Consider the following 26,808-nt stretch of genomic DNA (forward strand, 5'->3'; position numbering starts at 1 on the left):
TAGTTTCATAGTAACAATTGGCCGAAGTTAAATTTGAATAAACTTTTGTCTTCAACTAATGTAGTCCAAGTGGGCGAATTATGGTCATTTTGAGGGTTTCCGGGCCAATTATTTGGCTTCCACAAATAGGCAACAGCGGCATAAGCTGGTATGTCTGATTCAAACAATACTTTGACACTTAACTGTTTGTCGTGAAATTGTGTCGTTACTTTTTTCCAATTTACCATAGCTTTTCGAAAGAGAGCCTTATTAGAGTTGGTAAGTAAAGGTGATGATATTAATGTCAAAGCTGACGCTAAAGTTAGGAAAGCTGTTCGTTTTTCGCCACGTTCATTTGCTCTAAAATACAAATTTCCATTATTCATTAACGGAACACTTGGCACTTTTGAATCATTGTTTGAACCAGCGGTATGTGGCAAACCAAGCGCATGCGCTAACTCATGCGCAATACCTCCAATATATTTACTGTTAAAGTCTCCCACGGACTCGGTAACAGTGCCTTTTGTTGCATCTTGGTAAGTTATTTTTCTAAATTTGTCGTTGTATAATTCTGGATCTAAATAATTGCTGTCTACTGCAAACGCTATTTTTTTATTAGGAATCCCGTAATAGGGACTATGAAACACCTCCATTCCAATATTATTTTTGTAAGATAATGCTGTAATTATGAAGGTGAATTCCTTACCAAAGTCGATAGTTTCACCAAGTTTATTTTTAATTTCGTTATAAATTTTATTACCTGAATAATAGTTATAACTCTCTGCTTGTTCTTCCGACTTGACAATATGGAAAACAATTTTTCCATTTGAACCCCTTTCAAAAGGAAGTCCATTTATTTTTACCCCAAATTTTTTAAACTCTTCTATAAAGAAATGATTAATATCTTCCATTGTTCTGTGTAACCTGTTAGGCCAATCCTTATTCATTGTTCGTTCACGAGGATAAAAGTAAACTAATTTAATTTTGTTAGAGTATTTTTGACCATCTGCGTGAAAATCAGCTATTGTTTTATGTGCGTTTAATAGGGCGGTAGATTTGTCTAAATTATCCATTGAATAGGCAAAACTACCAAAGGTAGAACAAAATCCCGATAAAATGCTCAAGCACAAAAATAAAAGAAGTCTTTTATTTTTCAGGAGGAATAAAAATTTTGAAGTAGCGGAAAATTTGTCAAGTGCTTTCTGTGTGAGCCCCCTTCATATTTGCCTCTCAAGGTTATGTGAATTAAATACTAGCTCGCCACATATCGAAGAATATAAAGCATTTAATTGGTTGAACTGCACAGTTTGACGGTTAAAATCTTCCTCAAAAGCAACACTTTTGCAGATATTACCTTGTCTTATTTTTTTGAAGGGTCGCCATGACCGGGCTTTCCTGAACTCCTCCAAGTTTTGTAGTTTGAAGTAAGGCTATTTTTCAAATCAAGGTATTTTGATATTTGGTCTAAAACTTCATCTGTATTATGTATTAAAGCATCTGATTCGATAAAGAGCCATTTATTGCTTGGCATAGACCTTGGACAAAAAAGCAAGTAATTTAACCTCAAAGTATAATAGTTTGAGAAATATTGGAAATTTGAATACATAGGATTGTTTGTAATTTTTGACAACCCGATCATGCTGTTATAGGTGTCTACGGGATTACGAGCTAAAAATTACTTTTACACCATTTGTATACTTTTCTAGCCCCAAATTTAAATTTAAATTATTGTGTAGAACTTTATCAAAGTAAAAATGGTGCTCGTTTTTTTCAACGACTTTTTTGCCTCTTGCGTTAGTAAGCTTAGCTAGAGATCGGAAATCACTATAGGATATATGAAGTTCATCGTGGCCAGTAATTTCTTCGTTACTTCCCAGAATATGTGAAAGCAAAGAAGATCTGCTTCTCATATGACTAACTAGAAACAAATATTTAGAATTAAAGAGCGAAGGGTATTTAAGCTTTACCCAATACTTATCCAAATACGGCAGCATTATTTACCTCCTTGTTCTGAAGGGGCTGACGCAGAACTTGCGGATAAATCCAATTTATTGAGTAGCTGAAATGACTCTAGTGGACTGACTTTCCTAATAAAAAATGCTTGACTGTTAATTATATAATTTAAGTCCATAACGATAGCTAGATACATCCAACCTTCACCCGTTCTAAGATAAGTCACATCACCAGCCCACACCTGATTTGGAGCCTCAGGATTAAAGTTCTGGTTCAACAGGTTATCAGCCACGGCATCACTGTGTTTACACTTGGTTGTTACCTTGTAAGCCACTCGTTGAGTAACAACTAAGCCAAGTGTTGCCATTAACTTTTGAACGCCATAATCACTGACGGTAAAGCCCTCTCTGCGTAACTTCTTTCTAAGTTCCCGATAACCTAAGCTATTTCTGCTTTTCTCGAAAAGCTGCTTTGCCTTTCGATATAAGTTCAGTTGCTCTGCTGTAATAACTTTAGCTGGCCGTTTAAGCCAAGCGTAATAGGCGCTACGGCTTACTTTCATCATTTTACAGAGCTTAACTACGGGAAACACCGAAGATAACTGTTTAATCGTTTCAAACGTTACTTGGTTTCCTTTAGCAGGAGGGCGCTGGCCTTTTTTAAAATTTCTTTTTCCATCCTTAGCTCTTTATTTTCCTTACGTAGCCTTAACAGCTCAGCTCGCTCATCCGCATTTAAACTGGCTCCAGATTGCTCTGATTCAAATTTAGCTTTCCAGTTATAAAGTAACTTATCCGTGATACCTAAAGACGCTGCTGCCTTTGGTACGCTATAACCTTGCTCGGTTACCAATGCCACAGCTTCTTGTTTAAATTCTGCCGAGTAACTTCTGTTTGTTCGTTTTGTCATTTAACACCTCAATAATTGGATTATATTCCATTATTAAAGTGTCCTGTTTGATTAAAGCAGATCACTTCACAATCCTAACTCTATAAAGACAAATAGGAATCTCAAACCCGTAAAATAATTCTAATTTATTTAAATAGTTACGTGTAATGGCTATTAATTATCAGATACACCCTCTTCTTTTGTATTCCAGCTCCCACTCTTTATATTTTTGGGTCAGGCGTTCCAGAGCTTTCTTATTGAGCTTGTGCTCTTTTTAGGTTTTTCGTCAAACTTAACGCCGGAAAGTTCTTCTTCAAACATACTAGGCACGACGTGGCTATAATGTTGTTCAATCATTGCTGTACTGGTACCACACTGTTTAGCCAAGATATCAATGCGCAGATCTTTTTTAAGCAACTGCCATGTAATGTAGGTATGGCGCAATGAATAAAGCGTTCGTGGACCATCAGGTGAATTTTTAAGTTCACAAACTTCGAGTGCTTTCCTAAATGTAACACCAAGTTCATTGGTCGTGTCACCGTTAGCTAGCCTGAATATTTTGTCGCTTGGTTTACGATTTGGAAATCTATCACGCAGCTCTTCCAATACGCCCCAAATATCATCCCGGCAAACAACTTTTCTGGTTCCTGTGTGCTTAGTCGTTTTACCTTTACGCACGTAAACTAAAAAGCGTACTTTGTTGTCCTGTCGCTTCATTTCAATATCGCCCCAAGTTAACGCTTCCATTTCCGTACCGGGACGAATGCCAGTCTGAACGACAAAATCGACATAACTTTCGAGCAATTCACGGATTTGGCGAGTCACTTCCTTGCGGCTGTTATCTTTCATTTCTTCTATGGTATGAAGAACCTTGTAATATTCATCTTCTCTAAACGCTGCTCGTCTGCCACCTGATGTACCAGCTTTAGAAGTTAAGGAAGGTACTTGTGCGGCTATCATCCATTTACTATCTATGGCTTCTTTGAATACCATGTTTAACGCGGCGTTATGAGTGAGTAAGGTTGATTTAGCTAGCTGACGACCATTTTGTTCGAACCGCCACTTTTCAAACTCACGGATTTTATCTTGGTCGATAGAGGTGACATAAATCCGGCCAAAGAACGGAATATGGTATTTGTTCAATGCTTGTATGTAGTCTTTGTAACTGACCTTCCCTGTGTCGTTATCTAGCTCAAGCTGAAATCGCTCAATGGTTTTTGCAGCAACATCTTTAAAGCTCTTGCTACTCACCAAAATATTGTTTTCGTATTTAGTTTCGTACTGGATTTTTAAGACACGAGCTTGAGCAACTGCCTTTTCAAGAACTTTTTCTTTTGTTGTGCGTGAATACCATTTACCATGCAGCACAAAACGGCAATACCAACGTTTGCTGTTGCTTTGAAGATAGACGTACAGGCCGTCTTCAATATCGTGTCGGTCGATTTGAGAAGTCATAGATTCCAGTATGACAATATGAGCTTGATTTGCAAAGTTTTTGTTAAGTGTCTAGTTTTTGCTTTAACTATATTGATTTTATTATATATTTTTAGACGCTATCTTTTCAAAATCCCCGCAGAAATGCGTGGCGCTAATGTAAGAGCAGTCCGCCCACCGGTACCATTTGCTTTTCTAGAATGGAAAAGTAAAAAATTAACAGCAGAAATGCGTGGCGCTAATATAAGAGCAGTCCGCCCACCGGTACCATTTGCTTTTCTAGAATGGAAAAGTAAAAAATTAACCGATAATCCCCTGAGATATCGGTTTTTTATGCCTGAAATTTAAGATTAAAGTAAAAAGCATAGAAGGTTCGTTATCATGAGTGGACTCGCAGAAATGCGTGGCGCTAAATGTAAGAGCAGTCCGCCCACCGGTACCATTTGCTTTTCTAGCTTAGGGAAGTAAAAATTAACCGATAATCTCCTGAGATATCGGTTTTTTTATGCCTGAAATTTAGGTGTAATAACACGTTGTTTTAAAGAAAAACCGTCATTCCAAGTCAACAGAAATACCGTCATTCCCTAGCTTGTAATAAGAGTCGAGCCACAGCGATATACAGAACCTCCAACCAAGTGCAGAGGAAGTACATAATTCGCTTATAATTAGCTCATAATAATCAGAACAAAAAACGTCATCCCAAAAGAGCCTAAGCGATATTAGGGATCTCCAACCAAGTGCAGAGGAGGTTCATAATCCACCTTAAATTGGCTCTCAGTAATCAGAACAAAAACGTCATTCTGTAGTGGTCAACTGTTTTTGGCCACGGTTTTATAGTTTAGCCAGTATCTTCTCTCTGACTCATTTGGTGCCAAACCGCCATTATGCTGATGCGGCCTAACTTGACTGTAATAGCCAATAATATATTTCGTGATATCTATCTTGGCTTCATTAAAACTACGATAGCCTACCGTTGGAACCCATTCTGTCTTTAGACTTCTGAAAAATCGCTCCATCGGTGCGTTGTCCCAGCAATTTCCGCGACGGCTCATGCTTTGTGTTATCTGGTAACGCCACAGCCTCTGTCTGAATTTTCGGCTCGTGTAATGACTGCCTTGGTCACTGTGAAACATCACGTTTTCAGGTCTGCCACGTAGCTCGTAAGCCATTGTTAGTGCTTTGACTGTTAATTCGCTGTCAGGTGAGTGTGACATTGCCCACCCAACAGGTTTTCGAGCGAACAAATCAATCACGACAGCTAAATAGGCCCAACGATTTCCTGTCCATATGTACGTCACATCGCCGCACCAGACTTGATTAGGCGCAGTTACATCAAACTGACGACCAAGCAAGTTAGGTATTGCCACATGCTCCTTTGAGCCTTTCTTATAAGCATGTTGTGGTATCTGACAACTCACTAAATTAAGCTTTTTCATTAACTTAGTAGCCCGGTATCGACTCAACGTTACGTCACTTTCATCTTGTGTAATGATTTCACTGATTGTTCTGGCACCTGCGGAGCCACCGCTTAACTCATGAGCATTCTCAACCTTCTTTAGTAATACTTGATGCTCGACTGACGGCGAATTATCTCGTTTCAGCCAATATTTAAAGCTGCTACGATTAACACCGAAGACATCACACAATATTTTTATTGGATACCTTAGCTTTATGGCTCTGATTGAGTTTTTCGATTAATTCGAATTGTTCAGTGAGTCCGACATCAACAGAGCCGTAGCCTTTTTTAGAATTTCCTTTTCTAATTCAATGCGTTCAATTTTCTTTTCAAGCTCTCTTATCCTAAGCTGCTCGGGAGTCATGGGTGTTGCTTTAGGCGCTTTGCCTTGCCGTTCTTCTTTTAACTGTTTAACCCATTTACCAATCGTCGAATAACCCACATTCATGGCCTTAGCTGCTTCTTCATGGGTATAACCATGATCGAGTACCAATTGTGCCGTTTCTAATCTAAATTCTGGGCTGAAATTTTTACGTGACTTCTTAGCCATTATCTTCACCTAATACTGTTATGATTCAATCATAACATCCTCTAATTAGGTGGCCAAAATCACTATGCCACTACATTCCCTAGCTTGTAATAAGAGTCGAGCCACAGCGATATTAGGGATCTCCAACCAAGTGCAGAGGAGGTACATAATTCGCTTTCAATTAGCTCATGATTTCAGAACAAAAACGTCATTCCAAATCAACAGAAACAACGTCATTCCCTAGCTTGTAATAAGAGTCGAGCCACAGCGATATACAGAACCTCCAACCAAGTGCAGAGGAAGTACATAATTCGCTTTCAATTAGCTCATGATTTCAGAACAAAAACGTCATTCCAAATCAACAGAAATAACGTCATTCCCTAGCTTGTAATAAGAGTCGAGCCACTGCGATATTCAGAACCTCCAACCAAGTGCAGAGGAAGTTATAAATATCAGCAACTCTGACCCCACTGGTCGCTCCCACTTCGTAACATGCTTTTAAAAATGTACAATTTTAGGGGTATTAGCTTTCAGGCTAATATGTTTATTCTTGTTCTTATAAATGAGCTTGAAATCGCCACCATCAAGCGCATTTAACGTCGCTGACACGAGTTTATTTTTCTGCCATTTTAGGTCAACTACGATATTACCTCGAGCACGTAGCCCAGTGATTTCCCTTCGGACCAAACGTCTGGTAAGGCGGGTAAAAACTCTATGCTACCGGTGTGAGATTGTAATAACATTTCGGCAACAGCATTAGTTGCGCCAAAGTTCCCATCGATCTGGAAAGGTGGATGCGTATCAAAGAGGTTTGGTAGAACCCTTTTTGAAAGCAGATTGCCAAACAAAGTGTGGGCACGATTACCATCAAGCAGACGAGCCCAGAAGTTTATCTTCCAAGCAAGAGACCAACCTGTACCGCTGTCGCCGCGAAACTTTAATGAAACTTTGGCTGCTTCTGTTAATTCTGGGGTTCCTCGCGGTGTTATTTGTCGCCCAGGTGCAAGCCATAAAGATGATTCACGTGGCGATGAGTGTCTTGCGGATCATCTAAGTCTTCTTTCCACTCTTGTAGTTGTCCGTGTTTACCAATTTTTAATGGCGAAAGTCTTGAACGCATATTGCGCCAAAGAGTGACTTTATCAGCATCAACTTCAAGGATTTCTGCAGCTTCAATACAGATACTTAAAATATCGTATGCAACTTGTTGGTCCATGGTACTACCCACTGTGATAGGACCATGCTCAGGTGAAAATGAAGGTGATGATACAAGCGTACCATCGTCATCTACTGTTAGGTATTGCTCCCAGAATAATACAGCCTCTTTGAGTATTGGGTAGGCAGTGTTTTGTAAATAAGTTTTATCTCGACCGAAGTTATAATGCTCCCATGTATGGCGCGAAAGCCACGCTGCCGCGTTAGGCGCATAACCCCAATTAAACTTCCAACCCGGAGCGGTAAATCCGAAAGTATTAATCATCGTATGCGCAACCCAACCCTCGGCATCATAATATTCTTTCGCAGTCACACGACCTGGTTCACGTAGACTATCGATAAACTCAATTAATGGGGTTACCGTCTCCGCCAAATTAGTCGTTTCTGCCATCCAGTAATTCATCTGCAGATTGATGTTAGCGTGGTAGTCACTAGTCCATTGAGGGTTATTACTATTGTTCCACACTCCTTGTAGGTTAGCTGGAAGACTACCGGGCCGTGAAGAGGCTATCATCATGTAGCGGCCAAAATTAAACAGCAAAATTTCAAGGCCACGGTCATCACGTGATTCCTTATAGTTTTGAATGCGCTCATTAGTCGGCGTAGTGAAATTATCCTTACCAGCAATGTTTAGTTTAACGCGGTTATATAACGTTTGATGATCTGTTCGATGTGACTCACGAATATTGTCGTAGCCTTTTTCAACTGCTTTAGTTATCGCTTTCTCGGTAATAGCAAGGTAATCAGTACCTTTGTATTCAGGGTAACTTTGTTTGTATTCAGTTGCGGCAACTTGATAAAGTACAACACTGTCCGCGCCTTTTATGATGATGCGCCCATTGACCAGTTCGCGAGAGCCACCGTTGTTGACGGCAATTAAGCGCATTTGCCACTTCATTTTGTTGCCATGAACATTTCCTTCATAAGAAAATCCACCAGCAATCGTTTTCGTTTTTGTCAATTGTTGAGCGGATTTAAAATCGATATCCAAATTGATAGACGCATTTTGTGAAGCTTCAAAGCGATGTACCAATAAACGATCCGGGTACGAGGCAAAATGGGTGCGTGTAAAGATCACATTGTCATCTTTATAAGAGACTAATGCCTCTGCCTTTTTAAAATCAAGGGAACGACGATAGTCGGTAACCTGATCATGCCCTGTCTTAATGATGAGAGAACCAAAGTTTTGGTATGCGCCATACGCACGTTGGTTGCCTACTAATTTCTTAGACGCTAGCTTAGAGGCTTGTTGGTCTTTGCCAGCTTTGAATAAACTCTGGACTTCCTTAAGATATTTAGCTCGGCCTTGGTAATTACCTCCTTGATAGTCGGCCCACATGCCTTTACCACCATCCCATAAGGTTTTTTCGTTAAATTGAATCACTTCGGTGCCCACTTTTCCGAAAATCATCGCTCCCATATAGCCATTGCCAATAGGCAATGCTTCTCGTTCCCAGCCTTTAGCCGGTTTGTCATACCAAGAACCATCGAAATTTTTGGCGGGTTCAGCAAAAGCCGCAGCAGCGTAAAAAATGGACAATATTAATAATAGTTGTTTCATTTTAGTTTGATTTCTCATTCAATTAAGTTAATAAGTTAAGGCCAAGCCGAGTCAAATTCTTTATCAAAAATTTCTTTTAAGCGTTTGGCAACATCAGGGTATTGCTTAATCACATTGTTTTCTTCAAGATGGTTTTCACGCAAAGAATAGAGTTGCTGAGTACCATCCTTGAATTGAGAAAATTTCCAGCCCTTGTTATCAATCACCACACCTTTCATTTTTTACCGCCACGAACAAATATCCAGTTGTGCTCCTAGCTCTCTTTGCCAAGTAATGTCGGCAGATAAGATAGTCCATCTTTTTTGGCAATACGCTCATCAGTAGATTTAACAATGCTTGCTAGGGTCGGTAAAAAATCGTAATGCGTGGTAAGGCGATTTGTTTTAGTGCCGGGGGCTATATGTCCGGGCATACGTACAATCATTGGTGTAAGAATACCACCTTGGAAAGCAGACCATTTCATATTAGCCATTCCCGCCCCCCATTAAAGATGTCTCCGCCATTACTTGTACGCCACTTGTTTTTCTCGAAGTCAGCTTGGCTGCCATCCATCAGTTTATTTTTACGGGACTTTGGCAAAAAGCCTTGTTTATTTTGGTAATAAGTTTCGTGACCATTATCAGAGGTGAAAAAACGATGGTATTTTCATCCATACCGAGAACTTTTAGCTCCTGCATAATCAGACCAACGTGGTCGTCTAACATTTTAACCATACTGGCATACTTTTTTTCTGACAGGGTTAAATCTTCCCGATTGATATAATCAGGGTGTAGTTTATTAATCGCAACAGGACCGTGTGGCAACTGCGTGCTGTGATAAAGAAAAAACGGTTTGTCTTTATGGTTTTTTTATGATCACGCATGAAGCTCAGCATCTCATTTAACAACACATTTTGAGAATAAGTTTCACCACCTGTTCCTACTGGTTCTTTACCTGACTCACTGCGCTTGCCTGCATTAGCATAAGGATTTCCTTTGAGTGGAAGCTTATTGCCGTTCTTCCATAAATAAGATGGATAAAATCCATGTGCACGTGCGTGGTCGTAATAACCCACATAATGATCCCAACCATGGCGCGTAACTCGCTCGTGCCACGTTAAAAAGCCAGTATCTAGTTTGCCAAATTGAGCAGTGCGATAACCAACATCTTTGGCTACTTGAGCTAAAAACAGCGTGTCATCATCTATTCGCGCTTTAGCGTTGAGTTTTTGTATATGTTTATCGTATTGACGTTGCCACTGCTCATCTGAGAGCTTAGGGGTATTTCGATCAAGCTTAACTATAAAACCACCTTTGCTATGTGGCCCCGCCCCGATTCGACCATCATGCAGACCATTAAGTAGGCTCCACCGTGCAGGGGCACAGTAGGTGTTAGCATGATAATTGGTAAACTCTATTCCTTCTTGCGCTAAAAGATCGATGTTAGGTGTCGTAATTATTTTTTGACCATACCGACTCAGCATTCCCATCCCTAAATCGTCGGCAAAAATAAGGACTACATTAGGTCGCTGCGTAGCAGAAGAACCATAAGACATAACAGTGAACCAAAGAATTAAAATAGCCGATAATATTTTCATTATGTTATATCTCTTTATATGAGAATTAATTTCTAACATTAAAACGAACAATGTAAATTCGATTAAATTTATTCTTAACTCGGCCCCTGTGGTTACCATGGTAACGGGACAAAGTTTGTTTGGTTAAGGATAACAATATCTACACATGTATTATTTGTATAATGCGTTCCAAACTGCTCTAAGTGCTTACTTGTTTATGATAAATGGTATTGCTCTTATCCTTTAGAGATAGCACAAAGGGAGAATGATGAATTGATACTCTCCGTTTAAATTTTTAGCTAAAGTCTAAATACCAAATTTTATTTTTAGTAATGTACGACGACGCATTTTTAAATGTTCCCAATTTTAAACCGTCTACTTATGTAAACAGTTTCTACCCAGAAAACCGTAATTTTTAGCAGCCACAATATTATAATTTTGGAACAACAGGAGGGAGCCCGGCATTTCCGCGCCTAGCTGAGTTGGGTTTTCTAGCAATAGCCAGCTTTTAGGTATGAGTTTGCGCATTGCTATACGCAAAAATTTCGTCTTCTAGTAACTACTAACGTCAAATCAATCGCATTAACCACATTAAAAAATTGAACTAAAAGTAAAATAAATACCGAGATGACATTTATTTATCCAGAACAAGATTAATAAAAATTTAGAAAACCTCCCCAACTTTTAGAGCTGATAAATAGTATTCAAAGATGGTGTTAGTTTAGACAAGATGGCCATATCAAAACTAGTGGACCATAAACTGTCAGTCAATTTCACTGTTTTTTCACAAACCCGCTTTTTAGTCTCCTTTTACTTAGAATATAAATCAGCCCGACGATATTTGGAATTTGCAGCCAGTTGCACTAGAAGTTAGAAATATCAGCAACTCTGACCCCACTGGTCGGAAAATCAAGGTGAAAGAATTAAATGCTATGTGAGTTCTATCGCAATCTTGGTTCCCCGCTCACTTGAAACGGTTAGTCGCCAGTCTTGGTGTTCACATAGTCGTTTTACTATAGATAATCCAAATCCATAACCTGTGCTTTGGTCGCCTTTAACGGCGGGATCGGTTATTTTTTCAGAAAGGTTTGGCTCAATGCTATAGGTCCGGTGTCGGCAATAACCAAAGTGTTATTTTGCATTTCGATTGTGACGTTTCCTTGTTGTGTATATTGAAATGCATTTCCAATTAAATTGTCTAGCAACACTTTTAACATGCCAGACTGGGCATAAACTTCGACATTGCAGCTATCGTCCACATCAACTTGAATTGGCTTGTTGTTGATAAGGTGGCTTTGGTCAATTACCGATTGTTCGATTAAAGGCAGGATCTTAATGTGGTTTTTAGTTGCTTCAGTATGTTCTTCTCTAGCAAGCGTTAACAGTGTAATAACCGTTTGTTCCATTAGCGTACTAGCCTGAGAAATACGGTCAATGATAGGTTTAATCACAGGAATTGAATCTAGATTATTATAAACCTCCACCGCATTTTTGATCACAGCAACGGGCGTTCTTAGCTCGTGACTTACATCTCGAGTAAAACATTTCTCCCTTAGTAAACTTTGATTCATTCTGGTCAATGTACTTTCTAGGGTATGTGCCAATTTGCCAATCTCATTATTGGGAAACTGCTTTGCAAATGAATCGGGAATGTTTTCTGGCGCTACGCCGTGAACTAAGTCTGCAAGTTGTTTTAACGGTCTTGCGGTTTTTCTGCCTAATTGCCATGCAATAACAAAAGCAAATAGCACCAATATAAATCCCGCAATGAACATTGTCTTTAATAAATTTTTACTGATAGGACGAACTAACAACATTTCGCTGACTTCTGCCACAAGGTAAATATTTTCAAATTTTGGCAGTGCCAGCAAGTGATAATGACGGCCATCTTCTCCAGAAAATTCTTTCCTGTTGGGCTCATCAATAAATCGTGATTTTATATCCTTTGGCAGGGAGTCCTTAGAGAAGTATAACGTCATGTAACTGACACGAGGCGCCGGCCAGCTTTGAGTTTTGTTGAAACCTTGTTGAAGATAATGCGCTTCTTGATTGACTTCTCGTTCGATAAATTCATCTTCTATATTGTACAATAAGACAAAACAGAACATTCCCCACACAGCAGAAACAAACAGGGTAAATAAGCAAAATTGACTGACAATTTTGCCACTTAAACTATGGAACTTTTGCCCTGTTGTATGGCCGAGTATCTGCGATTGTGGGGTTGGATTAATTTTATTATGCGTCATTATTTTTTCACGTCCAATACAAAGCCAATACCATGCAACGTTTTAATCATGGGGTAATCAAATGGTTTATCTAACGTATTCCTAAGTTGGTATATGTGTGATCTAAGCGCATCCGATTCTGTTGGCTCGTCGCCCCATAATTTTTGAGATAAGGTTGAACGACTCACTACTTGAGGAAACGCTTCGGCTAATATTGTCAAAATCCGATAACCCATTGTGTGTAGCTCTAGTGGTTTTTCTTCACGAGTGACCAGTTGTTTTTTTCGATCGATGACCAACTTATCAAACGTTAAAATGTGGTTAGTTTGCAACAAATGTCGCCGAGATAAAGCTAAACAGCGTACTTCAAGTTCTTCCAAAGAAAACGGTTTTGTCAGGTAGTCGTCTGCGCCCGTTGTAAAACCCGAAATTTTATCCTCAATGCTATCTCTTGCGGTAAGCATGATTATTGGCACATGGTGACTCGCCTGAAGGCGTAACTGGGTGCAAACCTCAAGGCCACTCATAACGGGTAAATTTAAGTCTAAAATGACAACGTCATAATGATTGGCTAACGCCAGCTTAAATCCCTGTTCTCCTTGGGTTGCGAAGTCTAATACATGACCTTTATTTTCCATGTATTCAGCAATGTTTTGAGCTATGTTTTGTTGGTCTTCAACGACCAAAATGTATAGAGATTGCGTATTCATGTCTTTCTCAGATTAAACGTTCCTTAACGCAAATTAGTAAAGTTTACTTTAAGGACTCATTAGCTAAAGGTCCGTTTTGTTACAGTGCTTTTAACATGTCCTGCGCCGGTTTAAAATCAGGATTTCCAGCAAGCAATTGTTGTAATGTCGCTTTTGCCTTTGTTGTTTGTCCCAATTTTGACTGTATTTTTGCAATTTCCATATCCAGTCGTGGATTATTAATGGCCTTTTGCGCAGCACTCATAAGCGTTAATGATTGCTCAAACTCTCGGGTTGTCTTCGCATTTTTATGAAAATAGAAGCCATACATACCAACTAATGGTAAATGATATTGCCCCGGCGTTTGTTCCGCTTGGTCATCAGAACCACTTAAGGCGGAAGTAAGTACATTGAGTGCAGCGGTGTCACCTGACAAAAACTTTGCAACAACTGCCAAGGTTTTATCTTCGATATCCATATCGGCTTTAACCGGCGTCATGCCCAAATGTTTAACTAAAGCGTTGGCAACTGCCACTGTCGAAGTCGGATTTTGCCCAGTAATTAAGCGGTCATCTATTGCGACGTGACTTAACATGATTTGACTCGATTGGAACTTAGCACCATGTTCGACAAGTTTATCTTCTAATAAAAACTCAAATTTGCTTAACCACTTTTTACCAAACAACATTTCCTCTTCGTTGGTAAAGCTGTTTATAGCCTTATTGGCAACCAAATAACTGCCATCATCGAGCTTTACGTTTACGAAGGCTGCTGGGCCGTGACATACAGCAGATACAATGCCTTGATTTTGATATATCTGGGCGATCAGCTTTTGCAATGCCGTGTCATTTGGTAGGTCAAACATAGCCCCTTTGCCACCTACAACAAATACAGCGTCGTAATCATTGGCATCCAACACACTTGTTCCAATTGTGTTATTCAATTGTGCCATAATGGTTTTGTCAGCGAGCACCTTTGCATTATAGGGTTTGTTGGGATCAAATTTATCCGCTTCTACTTTGCCACCGTTAGGACTTGCGATATCAATTGCTATGCCATTTTCCTTAAATACGGAATACGCTTTTGCAAACTCGTCAAATTCATACCCTGGGCGTTCTTCTCGTTTGATGAGCGCTTTTTCTTTAGATTGCTCGCCTGCGGGTTCTGCACCTTGCCCATATCCGCTGACAACCATTAAAATTTTAATGTCAGTTAATTCTGCTTGCGATGCTTTTACTTGCTTTGCATTTACTTGCGTTATTATCGTGGTCACAGCCAACAAGGTAAATAAAGTAATAAGTTTACCAATGCGTTGTTTTACATTTTTCATTTGTTTCTCCTAAGTATTGCGCTAGTGTTGCAAAGCTGACGTGAAACAAATGTGAAACGATTTAAAGCACTATATAACTTACGCCTAAACATCTGCCATCAGTTGTTTCACAGAACTTTTTAAACTGTGTCGACTGGCGTATACCCCTAACAAGGTGACTGTGCTCAAGATGACAACCAAAGTAAGACATAACACGGTTACGTTGGGTTGATATACAAGTGAAAACTGCGACTGATAAATTAACATTCCGGTGATATATGTCCCCGCAATAGCGCCTATGGCGATGATGAATGCTGTAATGAGCCACTCAATAACATTAAGTTGCCAACATGTTTTTTCAAAAACCGAAGCTCATTATCACGCAGTTCTTTTTCTTTTCTTTATTTTCAAACGCATTAATTGAAGACAAAATAACAATGACAGCAAGAAAAATAATCATGACAGCAAAACCGCTAATCACTTTAGTGATCATGGCCAAAATATTATCAAATTGTTTTGTTAGTTCACCTAAAGAGACCATTCTAATCGTTGGATATTGTCGCCACATTTGACCGAGCAGCGGCCATTGGTCGTCATCCATTTCTAAACTTGCCATGTTGTAATGGGGCGCGTTTATATGTTTTACGGCCGTTGCTGGCATTTGCACCCAAAAGGTTATGGAACCGGCTCCAGGTTGATAAACATGACTCGCCGCTATCGTAAAGGTAAAACTTTGTTGATTAATAATAAACGTCAGCGTGTCGCCAAGTGTTAAGCCTAAGTCGGTCATGACCTCCTCTTCTAGCGAGATTTGTTGCCATTTATCGGAATCTTTTGACCACCATTTGCCTTGGACCACTCGATTATTGTCCGGCACAGTTTGGCTCCAATGCAAACGAATCGAACGGGATAATGTCGCTAAACTATCGCTGGGCTTTTGGCTGAAGTCATCCAGTGCTTGGTCATTAATTTTGACCGCCTTAGCATACAGATAGGGTTTAGTTTGACGCAGGTCAATTCCATGTTTCATTGACCATTCCTTAATTGCATTCATTTGTTGCTGATCCGCCTGTGAAATCATCACATTTCCGTCGTGCGTCCGCTGATATGACACCATAGTGTCTCCCAAATCCCTTAATAGCATTAAGGTAAAAAGCAAAAGGAACGTGCTTAGTCCTATTCCTAGAATTTGTGTACTTTTGCTTAACAAACGCTGCTTCATCATAAATAGAGAAAACGGGATGAGTCCAGAAAAACGCTGAGTGGCTTTTTCGCCAAATGTTAACGCCGCCCAACTAATCGCGACAAGCAACAAAATGGTGATAAAAATACTGCCCACTAACATCAAGGTTAACAAACCATTGTCGGAATATTTAAAGGCGACTAATACCAAAACAACTAAAGCACAAAGCTTGACTAACCCTAAAGAAATGCTTTTTTGATTTTGTTGAAATAGCTTAGGAACCGATGTTTGCCAAAGAGTTAGCCAGACAGGAGTATGAAAAACCGCAAAGAGTAAAACACTCGTTGTTATGGTTTTGGCCATTAAACCGGCCTCTAGTTGCCAGCTAATTGCTGGGAATGTTGTAGACAACCAATTGACGACCAACCAATGACAAATACCAGAGATTACGACAACAACCGGAATTAAGAGCAATATATTAAAAAACCATTTTAAAATTGATAACTGCAAACCTGTTACCTTTGATGCGCCTAGGCTCATGCAAATAGCAGAAAAAACCTGTTCTTTTTTCAAATGCACCTGAGCTAATTGCTCTATAGCAATTGCCGCCATAAAAAACAAAATAATCGAAGCCAAACCCAAGAAATTTTCGGTTCGCTGCCAAAATAGAGCCAGTGGATGTGCACCTTGTTTGTGGTGTATTTGGGCCGCCGGAAGCGACTGTTTTTGCCATTGTATAAGTTGGTTGATTTGCGATTTTGTGCCAGAGACTAAGTAACGGTGTTGAATGAGATCAGCTGCAAAAGCCAGCTTTTCCATGTCTTCGATATTAATTATCGCTCTCATCGCAACGTTATGGCCTTCCATTAACCTGTCGGGTTCGTGAACTAATAATCGAGAAACAACAAATCTATGTTCACCGACGTTGATCACATCTCCCATTACTGCGGATAAACTTGCAAAAGTCGGCTGTCCAGCCAGATGTTACCTAATTTAGGCCCACCATGTGTTACCTCAGCTAGGTTGTCATTTGAGGCTAATACAGATGTTGATGTGAGTAATTGGCCCTGTAATGGATAATCACGACCCACTGCTTTTAATTTTGTGCGTTGCCACTTGGTATTAAAAGTCAGTGTGGCGTCAATTTGTGAGGTTTTGACCACATTTTCACTGTGTCCTGCCAAAACGGTTATTTGCTCCTTTGTTAGATTTGCTTTTTGCGTCAAAACAGCATCAGCCCCGAGCAGATTTTGTAAATTTCCCTCTAGGTAGGTTTGAATGGTATTACTAGCTAACGATAACGTCACAATAAAAACCATTAAAACGGCTTGAACCCAACGCAGCAACAATTGATGAGGTTGACGAAACTCTTGCCACACATAGTGCCATGCCAACGGTATTGTAAGATTTAACATGGCAATACCTGCTTTTTCTTTGCAGTTGATGCAAGCGCTTGATTTGTATCTCTCGATATATTCTCGAACGAATTCTCAAGCACATGTGTCTCGGGAGTTACCGATGTATTGGTTAACTTACCGTTGGCTAACCCATATATGTGTTTCGCTTTGCTTGCAAGTTCATGACTGTGGGTGACAATAATCAATCCAGCGTTATTTTGTTGGCAGCATTCAAATAAAATATCGGCTATTTCCGTGGCATTATGCTGGTCTAAATTCCCCGTGGGTTCGTCCGCAAAAATAAACTTGGGAGAAAATACTAACGCTCGGGCAATGGCGACACGTTGCTGTTCACCTCCACTTAACTGGGCGGGTTTATGCATCGCTCTGTCAACCAATCCGACTTTATCTAGCCAAAGTTGTGCCTTATTAATTGCGTTTTTATCTCCGCGCAGCTTCAAAGGTAAAGCAACATTATGCAATGCGGTAAGCTCCGGCAGTAAATGAAACTGCTGAAAGATAAACCCAATCTCAGAACGTATGGAATCAAGTGATGCAATATGGTCACCGGTTACTACATTGCCCTTGCCAATCGTTGGTTGTTCTAATCCAGATAAGAGCATCAGCAAACTCGACTTGCCAGCCCCAGACGGGCCAGTAATCGCATACGACTGTCCTTGTTGAACCGACAAGTCAAGGTTTTCAAATAGGGTAATAATCGAATCGGCATTGCTAAATGATTGCGAAACGCGTGTTAGTTCGATTGAACAAGGCATAAATGTGCACCACAGTAAAAAGTATGTGGCGCCATCCTATTTTTATGTTTGTGAAAGTAATGTGAAATTTTGGGAAAGCCAGAAACTAAATATTAATCATCAATAACCTTAAAAATAATGTCTGTCAGTTTCACTTTTATTTCACAAACCCGCATTTACAGTTGCGTTTTATTTTCAAAAAAGACCGACAACATGAAGACTTACTTGATATTTCTACTCGGCGTCAGCTCTATATTTAACGTTTGGGCGACAGATGTCGCTCCTGAAAAGTTACTTATGTTCAGGGACAAAATAAATCTCGCCATAATAAAAGCAAAACAAACCGAGAGAAAACATTGGGCATATATAGTAACTCGCCATGAAAACGAAGAAGGCGATATATCAAGTAGTATTGAGCAGCATTCACCACAGTTAAGTGAACCTTGGCTGTTAAAGCAAATTAATGGAAAACAACCAACAGGCAAACAAATTCAAAATTTTTCCGACAAAAAAAGGCAACAAACCAAAACAAAAAAACAAAAGAACAGCCTGAAACTGTCCCTGCGGGAGTTGATAAATGAAGAAAGCCTAACCTTTGTTTCCGAAGATGATGAGCAGTTTGTTATGGCATTTAACGTTAGGCTCAAAAAATTGGGTGAAGACTCTATTGGTAAGCTTAAAGGACAGCTAACCTATCAAAAAGAAGCCCAATTTATCGATACAATTTCAATTTGGAACAGCGCCGATTTTTCTCCGATGTTTACCGCACATATTACTGACTTTGTTATGACCATGTCATTCATACAATTGGACGGTACGGTTCTACCTAAGCAACATGAAATGGCGATGAAAGGCAGCTTTGCCTATTTTACAGAAATCAACGAAACTTCAATCGATATATATTCTGATTACAAATACATAGGAAAGTGACAGCTTCCCCTCCCATCAACGGACACAAAAAGCCGTAAACAATAAATTGGTTACGGCTAGTTTAAATTCAGTTTCGAGTTAACGGCTTATTGCAAACTATGTTGTTTTTATAAAGCCGTTTAACTTTAGATTTTGTTGCGTTTACGCCATGTCATAAAACACAATCCAAGCAATACAAACATAAAGCCTGCAGGCTCTGGTACGGAAGCGACTTGAGTATTGCTTATCGAAAGACTGTTGAAATAGGCATTAGCGTCTTCAGCATTACGATTGTAAAGCGCAACACTGTCGATACTGCCAGTTCCGCTTAATAAGCCATTTCGGCTTTGAATTAGCGAGCTGTCAAAGGCATTAAATATATCGAGTTGGTAAAGATCCGTACTTAACAAAGTAAACGTTAGGCTTAACCCTGCATCTGTGTAGCCGATGCCAGTGTCGATAACCCCATATCCGTCAAAAATACTATAATGTTGACCGCCACCAATAAATCCAAATTCAAAACGGCTTTGTTGATTATAGTCACCAATATTATTGTGAATATTTTGATTTCTTAGTACAAAACCAACAGAACCACCTTGCGTAATGGCACCGTGCTCAAAAGAGACGTTAAAAATATCTCCTACCTCAGAAAGGGAATTACTGGCAAAACCTCGATACGCTTCAACTTGATTAAAGCCGTCGCCATTGGCGTAGCTTCCCAGGCGTTGTCTGAAGGATTTGACGCAATATGGTTTAGGTCATTCTCACCGCTTTTATTTGCTAAAAATGTGCCTGCACTGCCATTGGCGCTGTCGGTGATAAAGTGCCATTCATCAAAACCTGTTCCGCCATTTCCTAGCCATTGGTTACCATAATTATTAGCGTTGTCCGCCGCGACTGTGATAATTGTCGCTTGGCTGTTACACGCCAACGTTAGCAAAGAGATTGCCACTAGAGATTTAATTTTTAACATCATTTTTATTTGTCCTTAACCCTGTTTGCTATTTAGCAATTAAAACTAATATTGCACGGCCATTTAAACCGTAAGAGGTGTATTCACCACCAATAAAATCTTCTGAACCAACTGGTTTTACTGTGTTCTCGCCTTCATTCCAATTGGATGTATCTGTTACTCGATACCAGTTTTTACCTGCACCATAGGCCAAGGTAAAGTGAAATTAACATTGCCCGACCAACCGTTATAAGCCACGTAGATTGCTGACGTTTGCTCGTTAAATTCTGAGCTATCTATGCGATAGGCGATTGCATGATTATTGGCATCGTTAAAATATTGACCCGACGCAACATTGCCATCTGGCTGAAACCAAACTAATTGCTCCATATAGTTACTATTAGTGTCTATTCCTTGGTAGAAATTAGCCGGACGTAACGATGGGTGATTTTTACGGAACTCAATCATTCGCTTAGCAAATGTATTGAAGTTTTGTTGGTCGGCTGACCAGTCAAAGTTAAGCCAATTAGCGATTGAATCTAGATTGTATGGATTGTTATTACATTGAATTGAACGTAAATATTCGTCGCCACCGGTGATCATTGGTGTGCCGGCACTTAACATCAGTAATGCAAATCCATTACGCGCCGCTTTACGCTGTTCCTGTGCTTGGTTGTACCAACCTTGATCCCAGCTGTGATTGTTACTTTCACCGCCATCAGAAGGTCCATATGGCCATAATTGACTATTGTTCGAACTGTTACAGGAATAAAGATCTTTTAATGTTAAGCCATCGTGAGCAACAACAAAATTAACTGAATTCCAGGGGGCTCGGCCATCATCTTGATATAACGAAGCAGAGCCGGTAAAGATATTGGCAAGTTCACCAAGCGTTGTATCTTCTGCGCCTAAAAGGTTTTGATCTTTACGTAGCGTGTCGCGGTATTTACCGTTCCATTCTGACCATCCCGCAGGAAACCACCTACTTGATAAGAATTACCGCCAATCGCCCAAGGTTCTGCAATAAAATCGGAACCCTGACCGCCCCACGTTGGGCGTTCTGTAAATTCATTAATAATACGATTTAACGCGTTGTTCGACGCCATTTTATCAAAATTGAAACAACCGTGTTCGCAGGTATTGCCGAGCACAGAAGCAAGGTCGAAGCGAAATCCATCAACCCCTAACGTTGTCTGCCAGTACTCCAAAGAGTCAATAATAAGGTCCTGTGCAATCGGGTTTACCGTATTGTAATTTCCGCCGACCCCAGTGTTATCCCACGAATGTTGCCTATCATTTGTTAAAGAATAATAGGTTGAGTTGTCCAGTCCGCGCCAAGAATAAAGATTATAGGTAGACGAGTCGCCATTAATCCAAGCTCCGCCTTCGCCAGTATGGTTATAAACCACGTCAATAAAGACCTTTATCCCTTTATCGTGGAATGCCTTAACCATAGCTTTAAACTCTTTAGTTGGCCCCCTGCCGATTTATCGCTGGCGTATCGGCGGTCAGGAGCAAAATAATTTAGGGTCATATACCCCCAATAATTATCGCCGTCTGTCGAGGTCACCATATCGTTTGTTTCGTTTTGAGTTTCTTGTACAGGTAAAAACTCAACGGCTGAAATGCCTAAGTCTGCTAAGTATTGCGCTTTGAGTGCAGCGCCTTGATAAGTACCGCGAAATTGTTCTGGAATACTAGTGTCGTTTTTTGTTAACCCCTGACATTAACTTCATAAATAATGTCATCTTTTAATGCCCTTGTTGGTTTGATACCAATCGACTGCGAGTCGGCAGCAAGTAAAATACCTTTTGGGGCTTGTAAGCCACTGTCAATATTGCGATAGCTTGGACCTGATGCGTAAATTGTTCCATCGTTCCATTGCGGAGTTAAGTGGTCATGGCTGAGTTCTTTTGCATAAGGGTCGCTGAGTAGTTTATTTGGATTGAAGCGATTTCCCTGAGCGTCAACATCGCTAATAAAACCGACATTAGTGCCCTTTTCCTAGACCGCATTATATGGCCAGTTTGGTCCCCAAACACGGTATCCGTAATAAATTGCATTGCTAAGACGAGGATCCAAAGCACTTACATCAAGTGTTGTAGACCAGATGTCGTTATTATCTTTGGTCAACGAATATTGAGCGACTTCTTCTACACCCGTGGCCTGATCATAAAGGTAGAGTTCAACTTTGGTTGCATTAGCTGAAAAAATACGAAAGTTAATTTGTTGCTGGTTAACACTATAATTGGCGCCAAGTTGATTTTGGTTTATCGCCGCTTGACTAAAAAAGAGAATGAAAGCACACTCAAAATTATTAGATTTTTAACACACTGCTGAACGTTTTTTATTATTGTCATTGTGTGACCCTGTTTTAATTCATGTCGTTGATTGATTATTTTTATTCTAATTTTTATAACGTTTAACCATCTCGATTACGTGGTGGTTATTATTTGAACTGCGCTTGATTGTAGCCAATAGTTAAAATAGATAGCAATTGCAGGCATACGTATTCATAACATGTGTTTTAAAGGTAAATTGAGAACGGCATTTTAAATTTAGGCAACGGGTCTTTATTAAAAAACGCTTTCCTTTGACCCGCAATAATCAATACTTTTCATATCAAAAATAGGCAGTTAAGCGTTAAACATCTAAATGCTAATTTGAATCAAATCAGCTAAAATCAACGACATGATCCCATTGATTTGGGCCCCTTCGATTTGATCCTAATTATTTTAGAGGCAAAATGAAATTCAAAGTGGCAAGTTCCATATTGGCAATATTCACCTTAATTGGTTTGGGGATAGTGATATTTTCCGACTTTGAAAGCACTGCGGTTCGACTCATATGCCTTAGGCGCTCTATGTTTTAATTCCAGCATATGGCGCATACGGTATTTTTATAAGAAGTAGACGAGCGATCTTTGTTTCTGTAGCGTTTTTCATTTCACAAAGCTTTCGTATGGTTGATAGCGAAAGTATTATTCCACATATCGCTCCCATTACAGTTTCTGTCCCCTTTGGTGATTTTTCAAATGGGCAAGGCTACTTAATTGATTATTTTGCAATTGCAATGGTGGTATTTTTAGTTTGGCTATTAAAAGGATTAATGACACCAAATAAGTCGTCAAATTAGTCCTCACAAAATGGTATACCTTGAGTTGGGAGTTTCCACTGTCGAACGGTCAATGCTTGAATATTGCATTAGCTTCAAATTCATTCATTTCAATGACAAACAAAGCAGAACGCTAACACTTTGATTCAATTACGCGCACAAATCTATTTAACTTCGCTTTTCTCACTTATCCTAAATAGCGTCAAAAACAAAGCGCAACATAAAGTAACTGATGGGCCGAGGCTGCCCACCAGCACAAATTAATTCCCGGAGTCGATAAACTCATTTTGTAACTTTGTGGCGAGTTCTGTGTTTTGCTCAACGCCAAAGCCATTTTGATAACAAAACGACAAAAGCACTTTGCTATAAAGATGAGTAGCACTATTAGGGATCAGCAATTTAACAGCTTCGTCGTAACGTTGAGTGTTGTAAAAGTAAGTCGCTAATATATGTGTGGCATTGGCTTTAGTTGAATGGCTGCCATTCGCACTTTGCGTTAGATACTCTTCGTGGCCGTCGAGATCGTTAGCAAATTTACGTAACATGGCGAGTCTAAATAAAGCCAACCCATGTTGGTCGTCAGTAACCTTCTCTGCACTAAGTAACAACAGGAAATACTGCTCTGACAATAAAAAGTTAGGCATAACCAACACACTTGGGAATGGGCCTTTGGTGATTTTCCCAGAAAAATAAGTGTCGGCGATTTCAAAAATTGAACCTGCATGTCCAGTGTCGGCATAATGCGTTAATGTTTCGAGCGCCATTTCAATATTAATTTTCTGGGCTTGTTTCTTTACCGTGATCCCGTCAACAGGAATGAAATTGCCTTTTAGAATACTTTGGCAGATTGATAATGCATCATCCGCATTGTCAGCAAGTAGGTTATGTTCCATAAAAATCTCGAGATTAATTTGTTTATTAATGCTTGATGCCAGTCAACAAGCAAGTAAAAACAGAGTGTAACAGTTCTACAAATTTGACGCAGATTTCCGAGGGGCTTAATTGTAAATAAATGGCTAATTGTTTATTTCAGAATAAAACTGTTGCTATTAAGTGACAAATCAACAGAAATACAGTCTTTTCAACCAAACAGAAAATCGCTATTCCCTAGCTTGTAATATGAGTCGAGCCACAGCGATTTTGGAATGACGATCCTTTCTAAAAACCTGTGGGGTCAGAGTCGCTGATCGCAAATTGCCCGCTATTCCCAAGCTTTTTAAGTCAGCCATGGCGATATTTAAGATCTCCAACCGAGTGCAGAGGAAGTTATAAATATCAACGACTCTGACCCCACAGGTCTAGTTCGCTTTTAATTGCCACTTAGCAAAATCAAAAACTCACTAGTAAATAAAAGTGGGTAAGTGGCAAAGGTTAAAGTAATTTGATACAAATATATTTAATAGAGTAAAGCTAACCTGTTTAAGTTGTTTTGTGGATTAATCGAAATAAGGAAGCACACCAATGGATATAGTTAGTTTCATGAATATTGAAGAGACTGATAAGGATTTAATCATTTCCTTTGCTCTAGATATTGGAGATGGTTATATAAAGACGCTTCTCCTTCACCGGACATTATTTTTTGAATTTATCATGCCGGAAGAAGAACGTGGTACAAAAGTTAGTCTCGCAGATCTTGAGCTAGATATAGAAAAAGAGCAAATGAATACTCTCGAATATGTTTCATTTGATGATAAAGTCATGAAAATTACTGCTCGGTTTAGCTCTCACGAAATAAACCTGAGAAAGCTTCAGGTTGAAGAAATAGATCAAATTAAAGAGTCTTTGATTAAGCATAACTTCGATGACAGGTTTGAGATAAAACTCAAATGAGCCATTAAACAGGGGCAAAATACGGCTGGCTGCTTTCGTACCTCAACACTTAGCCAACATTTTTTACCACTATACTTTCGTACGTCGCTAATTTTGGCCAATAATTAAAAGCCTCCAAATGAGGTTTTACAAATATTTATCTAGGAGAAAAACATGGAAGCTATGGGTGTATTAGGATTTATTTTTGGTTTGGCAGGGTTTTCTTATGCGAATGCGGTAAAAAGTGATATCGCCAAATTAAGGCAAGAGTTTGAAGATTTTAAGGCATCTTTAAATACATCTGAGAAATCGGATATAAAAGGCGCTGAGGAATAGGCTCATTTAGCTGCACATTTAAACTAAATACAGTTATCAGCAGTCGTATAAAGTCTGACAAGCAATGTTTGACTAGTGTTTGTTCGCCTACATTTTAGCTTATATTTCTTAACTATTTTATTGGATTCTTATGTCTCAGCGGTATCTGTCATGATCAAGTGGCCTTGCATGTTAAAGCTTTACGGTGATGACGAGCTTATTTATTTAAATTCACTTCGTGACGTTAATTTTGAATGCGGTGAACTGCTCTTTAGTGATGATGACTATGTTATTGACTCAGTTGGCCATTGCTATTTAATTAAACCTATTGAAGGGCAACTTGGTTTAATTAAAAACAACAAAGTTCTGTCAACCGATGACGTACTTCATTTAATACGTGCACACGAATTTAATAAATCGTCAGTCTGCCTGACTAAAATTCATTTTTTACCATTTCTGACGCTATCAATTCACTCTCTATTTAAACTAGCTATGCCGACCAGTGGAGTCAGAGTCGCTGATATTTATTAAATTCTCTGCATCCGGTTGGAGATTCTGAATATCGCTTTGGCTGACTCATATTACAAGCTGAGGGAATGACGTTTTTTGTTCTGAAATTATGAGTTATTGCACCTATATTTCAGGCGACATTTCCCTTCGTCTAAATTCCCTTAGTTGAGATTTATATCTCGAAGTGAACCGCAAGTACGCCGTTGCAAGGGATGGGTGTTCACTGCAAGGACGAAGGGAATTCGTCAGTAAATGGATGTACATCAGACGAACTGTGGACATACTTTCATCCCGTCCTCGACGATAATATAAATCTTAAATAAGGATTAGGGATTTGCCGCAAAGCGGCCTTTTGGTTACATGATCTTAGAAACCAAGAGCGGCTGTTGCAAAAAGTAAGAGCGACGCAGTGGAAATATGTGCACCTTTTCTTCCCTCTGATACTTTTTTTAAAAGAAGAAAACAATAAGCCATGTAGAATCATTAATTACTTTTGTAATATGGCTCAATAAAACATCCGGATTAGCAGCAACAAGTCTGAAGGTATGAGAGTTGGCAAAACAATATGAGTAATAACATCAGTGAATATGGCGTAAATGACAACTCTTACAAAAGTGCGGGAGAACTCGCCGGAATTACGCAACTTGTAGACGAGTTTTATCACAATATGGCTAATTTAAAAGAAGCTAAGAAAATTCGTGATATGCACCCAAAAGATTTAACACTGTCAAAACAAAAGCTAACGTACTTTTTATCCGGTTGGCTTGGTGGCCCCAAATTATACTCCGAACATTTTGGCAGCATTAACATTCCAAACGCACACAAACACTTGCATGTTAGCAAAGCAGAAAGTGAAGCCTTAGTTATTGTGTATGGCAAAAGCTGTTGAAAACCAGCCATATCATTCGTCATTTAAGGCCTATCTGATAACTCAACTTAGAATTCCAGCAGAGAGGATCCGAATGGCGTCCGCTCGAAATCAACTGCAGAATAATCAATAACTAAAATAAAAAGCCCAAACCTAAAACCCAAACTTAAAACAGCGCTAAGCTATAGAAAATGAAGCGAGGC

Annotated in this window: 28 protein-coding genes and 3 pseudogenes; 7 read left to right on the forward strand and 24 right to left on the reverse strand. The window is 39.5% G+C overall.

What is annotated here, in order from left to right; genetic code table 11:
• Positions 1–5: 5 nt before the first annotated feature.
• The 3 genes and pseudogenes from PN838_RS09665 to PN838_RS09675 form a co-directional block, all read right to left on the reverse strand.
• Positions 6–1,052 (reverse strand): hypothetical protein, encoded by a 1,047-nt coding sequence (locus PN838_RS09665; RefSeq protein WP_272180527.1) that lies wholly within the window; start codon positions 1,050–1,052, stop codon positions 6–8.
• 1,049 nt (positions 1,053–2,101) lie between these two features.
• Positions 2,102–2,841: pseudogene (locus PN838_RS09670) on the reverse strand (IS3 family transposase); the annotation flags it as partial.
• A 213-nt stretch (positions 2,842–3,054) separates the two neighbouring features.
• On the reverse strand, positions 3,055–4,275 hold the full coding sequence (locus PN838_RS09675) for a tyrosine-type recombinase/integrase (RefSeq protein ID WP_272180528.1): 1,221 nt from the start codon (positions 4,273–4,275) through the stop codon (positions 3,055–3,057).
• Positions 4,276–4,347: 72 nt separating this feature from the next.
• Here PN838_RS09675 and PN838_RS09680 point away from each other — a divergent pair, with 72 nt between their 5' ends.
• Positions 4,348–4,602: a hypothetical protein gene (locus PN838_RS09680; protein WP_272180529.1), complete on the forward strand. Its 255-nt coding sequence runs from the start codon at positions 4,348–4,350 to the stop codon at positions 4,600–4,602.
• A 461-nt stretch (positions 4,603–5,063) separates the two neighbouring features.
• Here PN838_RS09680 and PN838_RS09685 read toward each other — a convergent pair.
• From PN838_RS09685 to PN838_RS09735, 14 genes and pseudogenes are all read right to left on the reverse strand, one after another.
• Positions 5,064–6,260, reverse strand: a pseudogene (locus PN838_RS09685) (IS3 family transposase).
• Between the two features lie 477 nt (positions 6,261–6,737).
• Positions 6,738–6,926 carry a glycoside hydrolase family 95-like protein gene (locus PN838_RS27195; RefSeq protein ID WP_370661019.1) on the reverse strand — a complete coding sequence of 63 codons (189 nt, stop codon included), beginning with the start codon at positions 6,924–6,926 and terminating at the stop codon, positions 6,738–6,740.
• Positions 6,878–9,033 (reverse strand): annotated as a pseudogene (locus PN838_RS09690) (glycoside hydrolase family 95 protein). Before PN838_RS09690 ends, PN838_RS27195 begins: the two are co-directional and overlap by 49 nt.
• Positions 9,034–9,050: 17 nt before the next feature.
• Positions 9,051–9,233 carry a hypothetical protein gene (locus PN838_RS09695; protein ID WP_272180531.1) on the reverse strand — a complete coding sequence of 61 codons (183 nt, stop codon included), beginning with the start codon at positions 9,231–9,233 and terminating at the stop codon, positions 9,051–9,053.
• Positions 9,234–9,268: 35 nt separating this feature from the next.
• On the reverse strand, positions 9,269–9,478 hold the full coding sequence (locus PN838_RS09700; protein ID WP_272180532.1) for a sulfatase-like hydrolase/transferase: 210 nt from the start codon (positions 9,476–9,478) through the stop codon (positions 9,269–9,271).
• An 88-nt stretch (positions 9,479–9,566) separates the two neighbouring features.
• Positions 9,567–9,818, reverse strand: coding sequence for a hypothetical protein (locus PN838_RS27200; protein ID WP_370661020.1), 252 nt, complete (start codon positions 9,816–9,818; stop codon positions 9,567–9,569).
• Positions 9,755–10,591 (reverse strand): sulfatase-like hydrolase/transferase, encoded by an 837-nt coding sequence (locus PN838_RS09705; protein ID WP_272180533.1) that lies wholly within the window; start codon positions 10,589–10,591, stop codon positions 9,755–9,757. The genes PN838_RS27200 and PN838_RS09705 overlap by 64 nt, the downstream gene beginning before the upstream one ends.
• Positions 10,592–11,500: 909 nt before the next feature.
• Positions 11,501–11,668 carry an ATP-binding protein gene (locus PN838_RS26300; RefSeq protein WP_334313499.1) on the reverse strand — a complete coding sequence of 56 codons (168 nt, stop codon included), beginning with the start codon at positions 11,666–11,668 and terminating at the stop codon, positions 11,501–11,503.
• The gene (locus PN838_RS09710; protein ID WP_272180534.1) at positions 11,641–12,816 is read right to left on the reverse strand and encodes a sensor histidine kinase; all 1,176 of its coding nucleotides are present in this window, start codon (positions 12,814–12,816) and stop codon (positions 11,641–11,643) included. The genes PN838_RS26300 and PN838_RS09710 overlap by 28 nt, the downstream gene beginning before the upstream one ends.
• A complete protein-coding gene (locus PN838_RS09715) occupies positions 12,816–13,505 on the reverse strand; it encodes a response regulator transcription factor (protein WP_215962678.1) in 690 nt (229 codons plus the stop codon). The genes PN838_RS09710 and PN838_RS09715 overlap by 1 nt, the downstream gene beginning before the upstream one ends.
• A gap of 79 nt (positions 13,506–13,584) precedes the next feature.
• Complete coding sequence (locus tag PN838_RS09720; protein ID WP_272180535.1) at positions 13,585–14,814, reverse strand: type 1 glutamine amidotransferase domain-containing protein; 1,230 nt, start codon at positions 14,812–14,814, stop codon at positions 13,585–13,587.
• Between the two features lie 337 nt (positions 14,815–15,151).
• Complete coding sequence (locus PN838_RS09725; RefSeq protein WP_272180536.1) at positions 15,152–16,918, reverse strand: ABC transporter permease; 1,767 nt, start codon at positions 16,916–16,918, stop codon at positions 15,152–15,154.
• Positions 16,918–17,391 (reverse strand): hypothetical protein, encoded by a 474-nt coding sequence (locus PN838_RS09730; RefSeq protein ID WP_272180537.1) that lies wholly within the window; start codon positions 17,389–17,391, stop codon positions 16,918–16,920. The genes PN838_RS09725 and PN838_RS09730 overlap by 1 nt, the downstream gene beginning before the upstream one ends.
• On the reverse strand, positions 17,385–18,149 hold the full coding sequence (locus tag PN838_RS09735; RefSeq protein WP_272180538.1) for an ABC transporter ATP-binding protein: 765 nt from the start codon (positions 18,147–18,149) through the stop codon (positions 17,385–17,387). Before PN838_RS09735 ends, PN838_RS09730 begins: the two co-directional genes overlap by 7 nt.
• A gap of 192 nt (positions 18,150–18,341) precedes the next feature.
• Between PN838_RS09735 and PN838_RS09740 the strand changes: the two genes are divergently transcribed.
• On the forward strand, positions 18,342–19,058 hold the full coding sequence (locus PN838_RS09740) for a hypothetical protein (RefSeq protein WP_215962674.1): 717 nt from the start codon (positions 18,342–18,344) through the stop codon (positions 19,056–19,058).
• A 125-nt stretch (positions 19,059–19,183) separates the two neighbouring features.
• Here PN838_RS09740 and PN838_RS09745 read toward each other — a convergent pair whose 3' ends face one another.
• From PN838_RS09745 to PN838_RS27205, 6 genes are all read right to left on the reverse strand, one after another.
• Positions 19,184–19,447: a hypothetical protein gene (locus PN838_RS09745; protein ID WP_272180539.1), complete on the reverse strand. Its 264-nt coding sequence runs from the start codon at positions 19,445–19,447 to the stop codon at positions 19,184–19,186.
• Positions 19,448–19,677: 230 nt separating this feature from the next.
• On the reverse strand, positions 19,678–20,013 hold the full coding sequence (locus PN838_RS09750) for a hypothetical protein (RefSeq protein WP_272180540.1): 336 nt from the start codon (positions 20,011–20,013) through the stop codon (positions 19,678–19,680).
• 25 nt (positions 20,014–20,038) lie between these two features.
• Positions 20,039–20,203, reverse strand: a complete 165-nt coding sequence (locus tag PN838_RS09755; protein WP_272180541.1) for a hypothetical protein — start codon at positions 20,201–20,203, stop codon at positions 20,039–20,041.
• Positions 20,167–20,613, reverse strand: a complete 447-nt coding sequence (locus tag PN838_RS09760; RefSeq protein ID WP_272180542.1) for a hypothetical protein — start codon at positions 20,611–20,613, stop codon at positions 20,167–20,169. Before PN838_RS09760 ends, PN838_RS09755 begins: the two co-directional genes overlap by 37 nt.
• Before the next feature lie 284 nt (positions 20,614–20,897).
• Entirely contained in the window at positions 20,898–21,476 is a 579-nt protein-coding gene (locus PN838_RS09765; RefSeq protein WP_272182558.1) for an alpha-amylase family glycosyl hydrolase, read from the reverse strand.
• 517 nt (positions 21,477–21,993) lie between these two features.
• Positions 21,994–22,287: an early set domain-containing protein gene (locus PN838_RS27205; protein WP_370661103.1), complete on the reverse strand. Its 294-nt coding sequence runs from the start codon at positions 22,285–22,287 to the stop codon at positions 21,994–21,996.
• 663 nt (positions 22,288–22,950) lie between these two features.
• Here PN838_RS27205 and PN838_RS09770 point away from each other — a divergent pair.
• Positions 22,951–23,124: a hypothetical protein gene (locus PN838_RS09770; protein WP_272180543.1), complete on the forward strand. Its 174-nt coding sequence runs from the start codon at positions 22,951–22,953 to the stop codon at positions 23,122–23,124.
• A gap of 239 nt (positions 23,125–23,363) precedes the next feature.
• On the opposite strand, the gene PN838_RS09775 is transcribed toward PN838_RS09770, so the two are convergent.
• Entirely contained in the window at positions 23,364–23,996 is a 633-nt protein-coding gene (locus PN838_RS09775) for an SEL1-like repeat protein (RefSeq protein ID WP_215962670.1), read from the reverse strand.
• 568 nt (positions 23,997–24,564) lie between these two features.
• On the opposite strand from PN838_RS09775, the gene PN838_RS09780 reads away from it, so the two are divergent.
• The 4 genes from PN838_RS09780 to PN838_RS09795 all read left to right on the forward strand — a co-directional run bounded on the left by PN838_RS09780 (position 24,565) and on the right by PN838_RS09795 (position 26,626).
• Positions 24,565–24,933, forward strand: coding sequence for a hypothetical protein (locus tag PN838_RS09780; protein WP_272180544.1), 369 nt, complete (start codon positions 24,565–24,567; stop codon positions 24,931–24,933).
• Between the two features lie 153 nt (positions 24,934–25,086).
• On the forward strand, positions 25,087–25,248 hold the full coding sequence (locus PN838_RS09785) for a hypothetical protein (protein ID WP_272180545.1): 162 nt from the start codon (positions 25,087–25,089) through the stop codon (positions 25,246–25,248).
• 75 nt (positions 25,249–25,323) lie between these two features.
• Positions 25,324–25,758, forward strand: coding sequence for a DUF4144 family protein (locus PN838_RS09790; protein ID WP_272180546.1), 435 nt, complete (start codon positions 25,324–25,326; stop codon positions 25,756–25,758).
• 544 nt (positions 25,759–26,302) lie between these two features.
• The gene (locus PN838_RS09795; RefSeq protein ID WP_334313335.1) at positions 26,303–26,626 is read left to right on the forward strand and encodes a globin domain-containing protein; all 324 of its coding nucleotides are present in this window, start codon (positions 26,303–26,305) and stop codon (positions 26,624–26,626) included.
• The last annotated feature ends 182 nt before the right edge of the window (positions 26,627–26,808 follow it).

The organism is Psychrosphaera algicola, assembly GCF_028401425.1.
GTDB lineage: Bacteria > Pseudomonadota > Gammaproteobacteria > Enterobacterales > Alteromonadaceae > Psychrosphaera > Psychrosphaera algicola.

Bases quoted from the DNA above. Each gene is read 5' to 3' on its own strand.
- PN838_RS09705 (WP_272180533.1), bottom strand. From the start codon at position 10,591: ATGAAAATATTATCGGCTATTTTAATTCTTTGGTTCACTGTTATGTCT.
- PN838_RS09760 (WP_272180542.1), bottom strand. From the start codon at position 20,613: ATGTTAAGTGCCGGCACACCAATGATCACCGGTGGCGACGAATATTTA.
- PN838_RS09780 (WP_272180544.1), top strand. From the start codon at position 24,565: ATGGATATAGTTAGTTTCATGAATATTGAAGAGACTGATAAGGATTTA.
- PN838_RS09785 (WP_272180545.1), top strand. From the start codon at position 25,087: ATGGAAGCTATGGGTGTATTAGGATTTATTTTTGGTTTGGCAGGGTTT.
- PN838_RS09775 (WP_215962670.1), bottom strand. From the start codon at position 23,996: ATGGAACATAACCTACTTGCTGACAATGCGGATGATGCATTATCAATC.
- PN838_RS09700 (WP_272180532.1), bottom strand. From the start codon at position 9,478: ATGAAATGGTCTGCTTTCCAAGGTGGTATTCTTACACCAATGATTGTA.
- PN838_RS09725 (WP_272180536.1), bottom strand. From the start codon at position 16,918: ATGGGAGATGTGATCAACGTCGGTGAACATAGATTTGTTGTTTCTCGA.
- PN838_RS09750 (WP_272180540.1), bottom strand. From the start codon at position 20,013: ATGATGTTAAAAATTAAATCTCTAGTGGCAATCTCTTTGCTAACGTTG.
- PN838_RS09710 (WP_272180534.1), bottom strand. From the start codon at position 12,816: ATGACGCATAATAAAATTAATCCAACCCCACAATCGCAGATACTCGGC.
- PN838_RS09795 (WP_334313335.1), top strand. From the start codon at position 26,303: ATGAGTAATAACATCAGTGAATATGGCGTAAATGACAACTCTTACAAA.
- PN838_RS09770 (WP_272180543.1), top strand. From the start codon at position 22,951: ATGGTTGATAGCGAAAGTATTATTCCACATATCGCTCCCATTACAGTT.
- PN838_RS09720 (WP_272180535.1), bottom strand. From the start codon at position 14,814: ATGAAAAATGTAAAACAACGCATTGGTAAACTTATTACTTTATTTACC.
- PN838_RS09730 (WP_272180537.1), bottom strand. From the start codon at position 17,391: ATGTTAAATCTTACAATACCGTTGGCATGGCACTATGTGTGGCAAGAG.
- PN838_RS09740 (WP_215962674.1), top strand. From the start codon at position 18,342: ATGAAGACTTACTTGATATTTCTACTCGGCGTCAGCTCTATATTTAAC.
- PN838_RS09735 (WP_272180538.1), bottom strand. From the start codon at position 18,149: ATGCCTTGTTCAATCGAACTAACACGCGTTTCGCAATCATTTAGCAAT.
- PN838_RS09715 (WP_215962678.1), bottom strand. From the start codon at position 13,505: ATGAATACGCAATCTCTATACATTTTGGTCGTTGAAGACCAACAAAAC.
- PN838_RS09665 (WP_272180527.1), bottom strand. From the start codon at position 1,052: ATGGATAATTTAGACAAATCTACCGCCCTATTAAACGCACATAAAACA.
- PN838_RS09695 (WP_272180531.1), bottom strand. From the start codon at position 9,233: ATGAAAGGTGTGGTGATTGATAACAAGGGCTGGAAATTTTCTCAATTC.
- PN838_RS09675 (WP_272180528.1), bottom strand. From the start codon at position 4,275: ATGACTTCTCAAATCGACCGACACGATATTGAAGACGGCCTGTACGTC.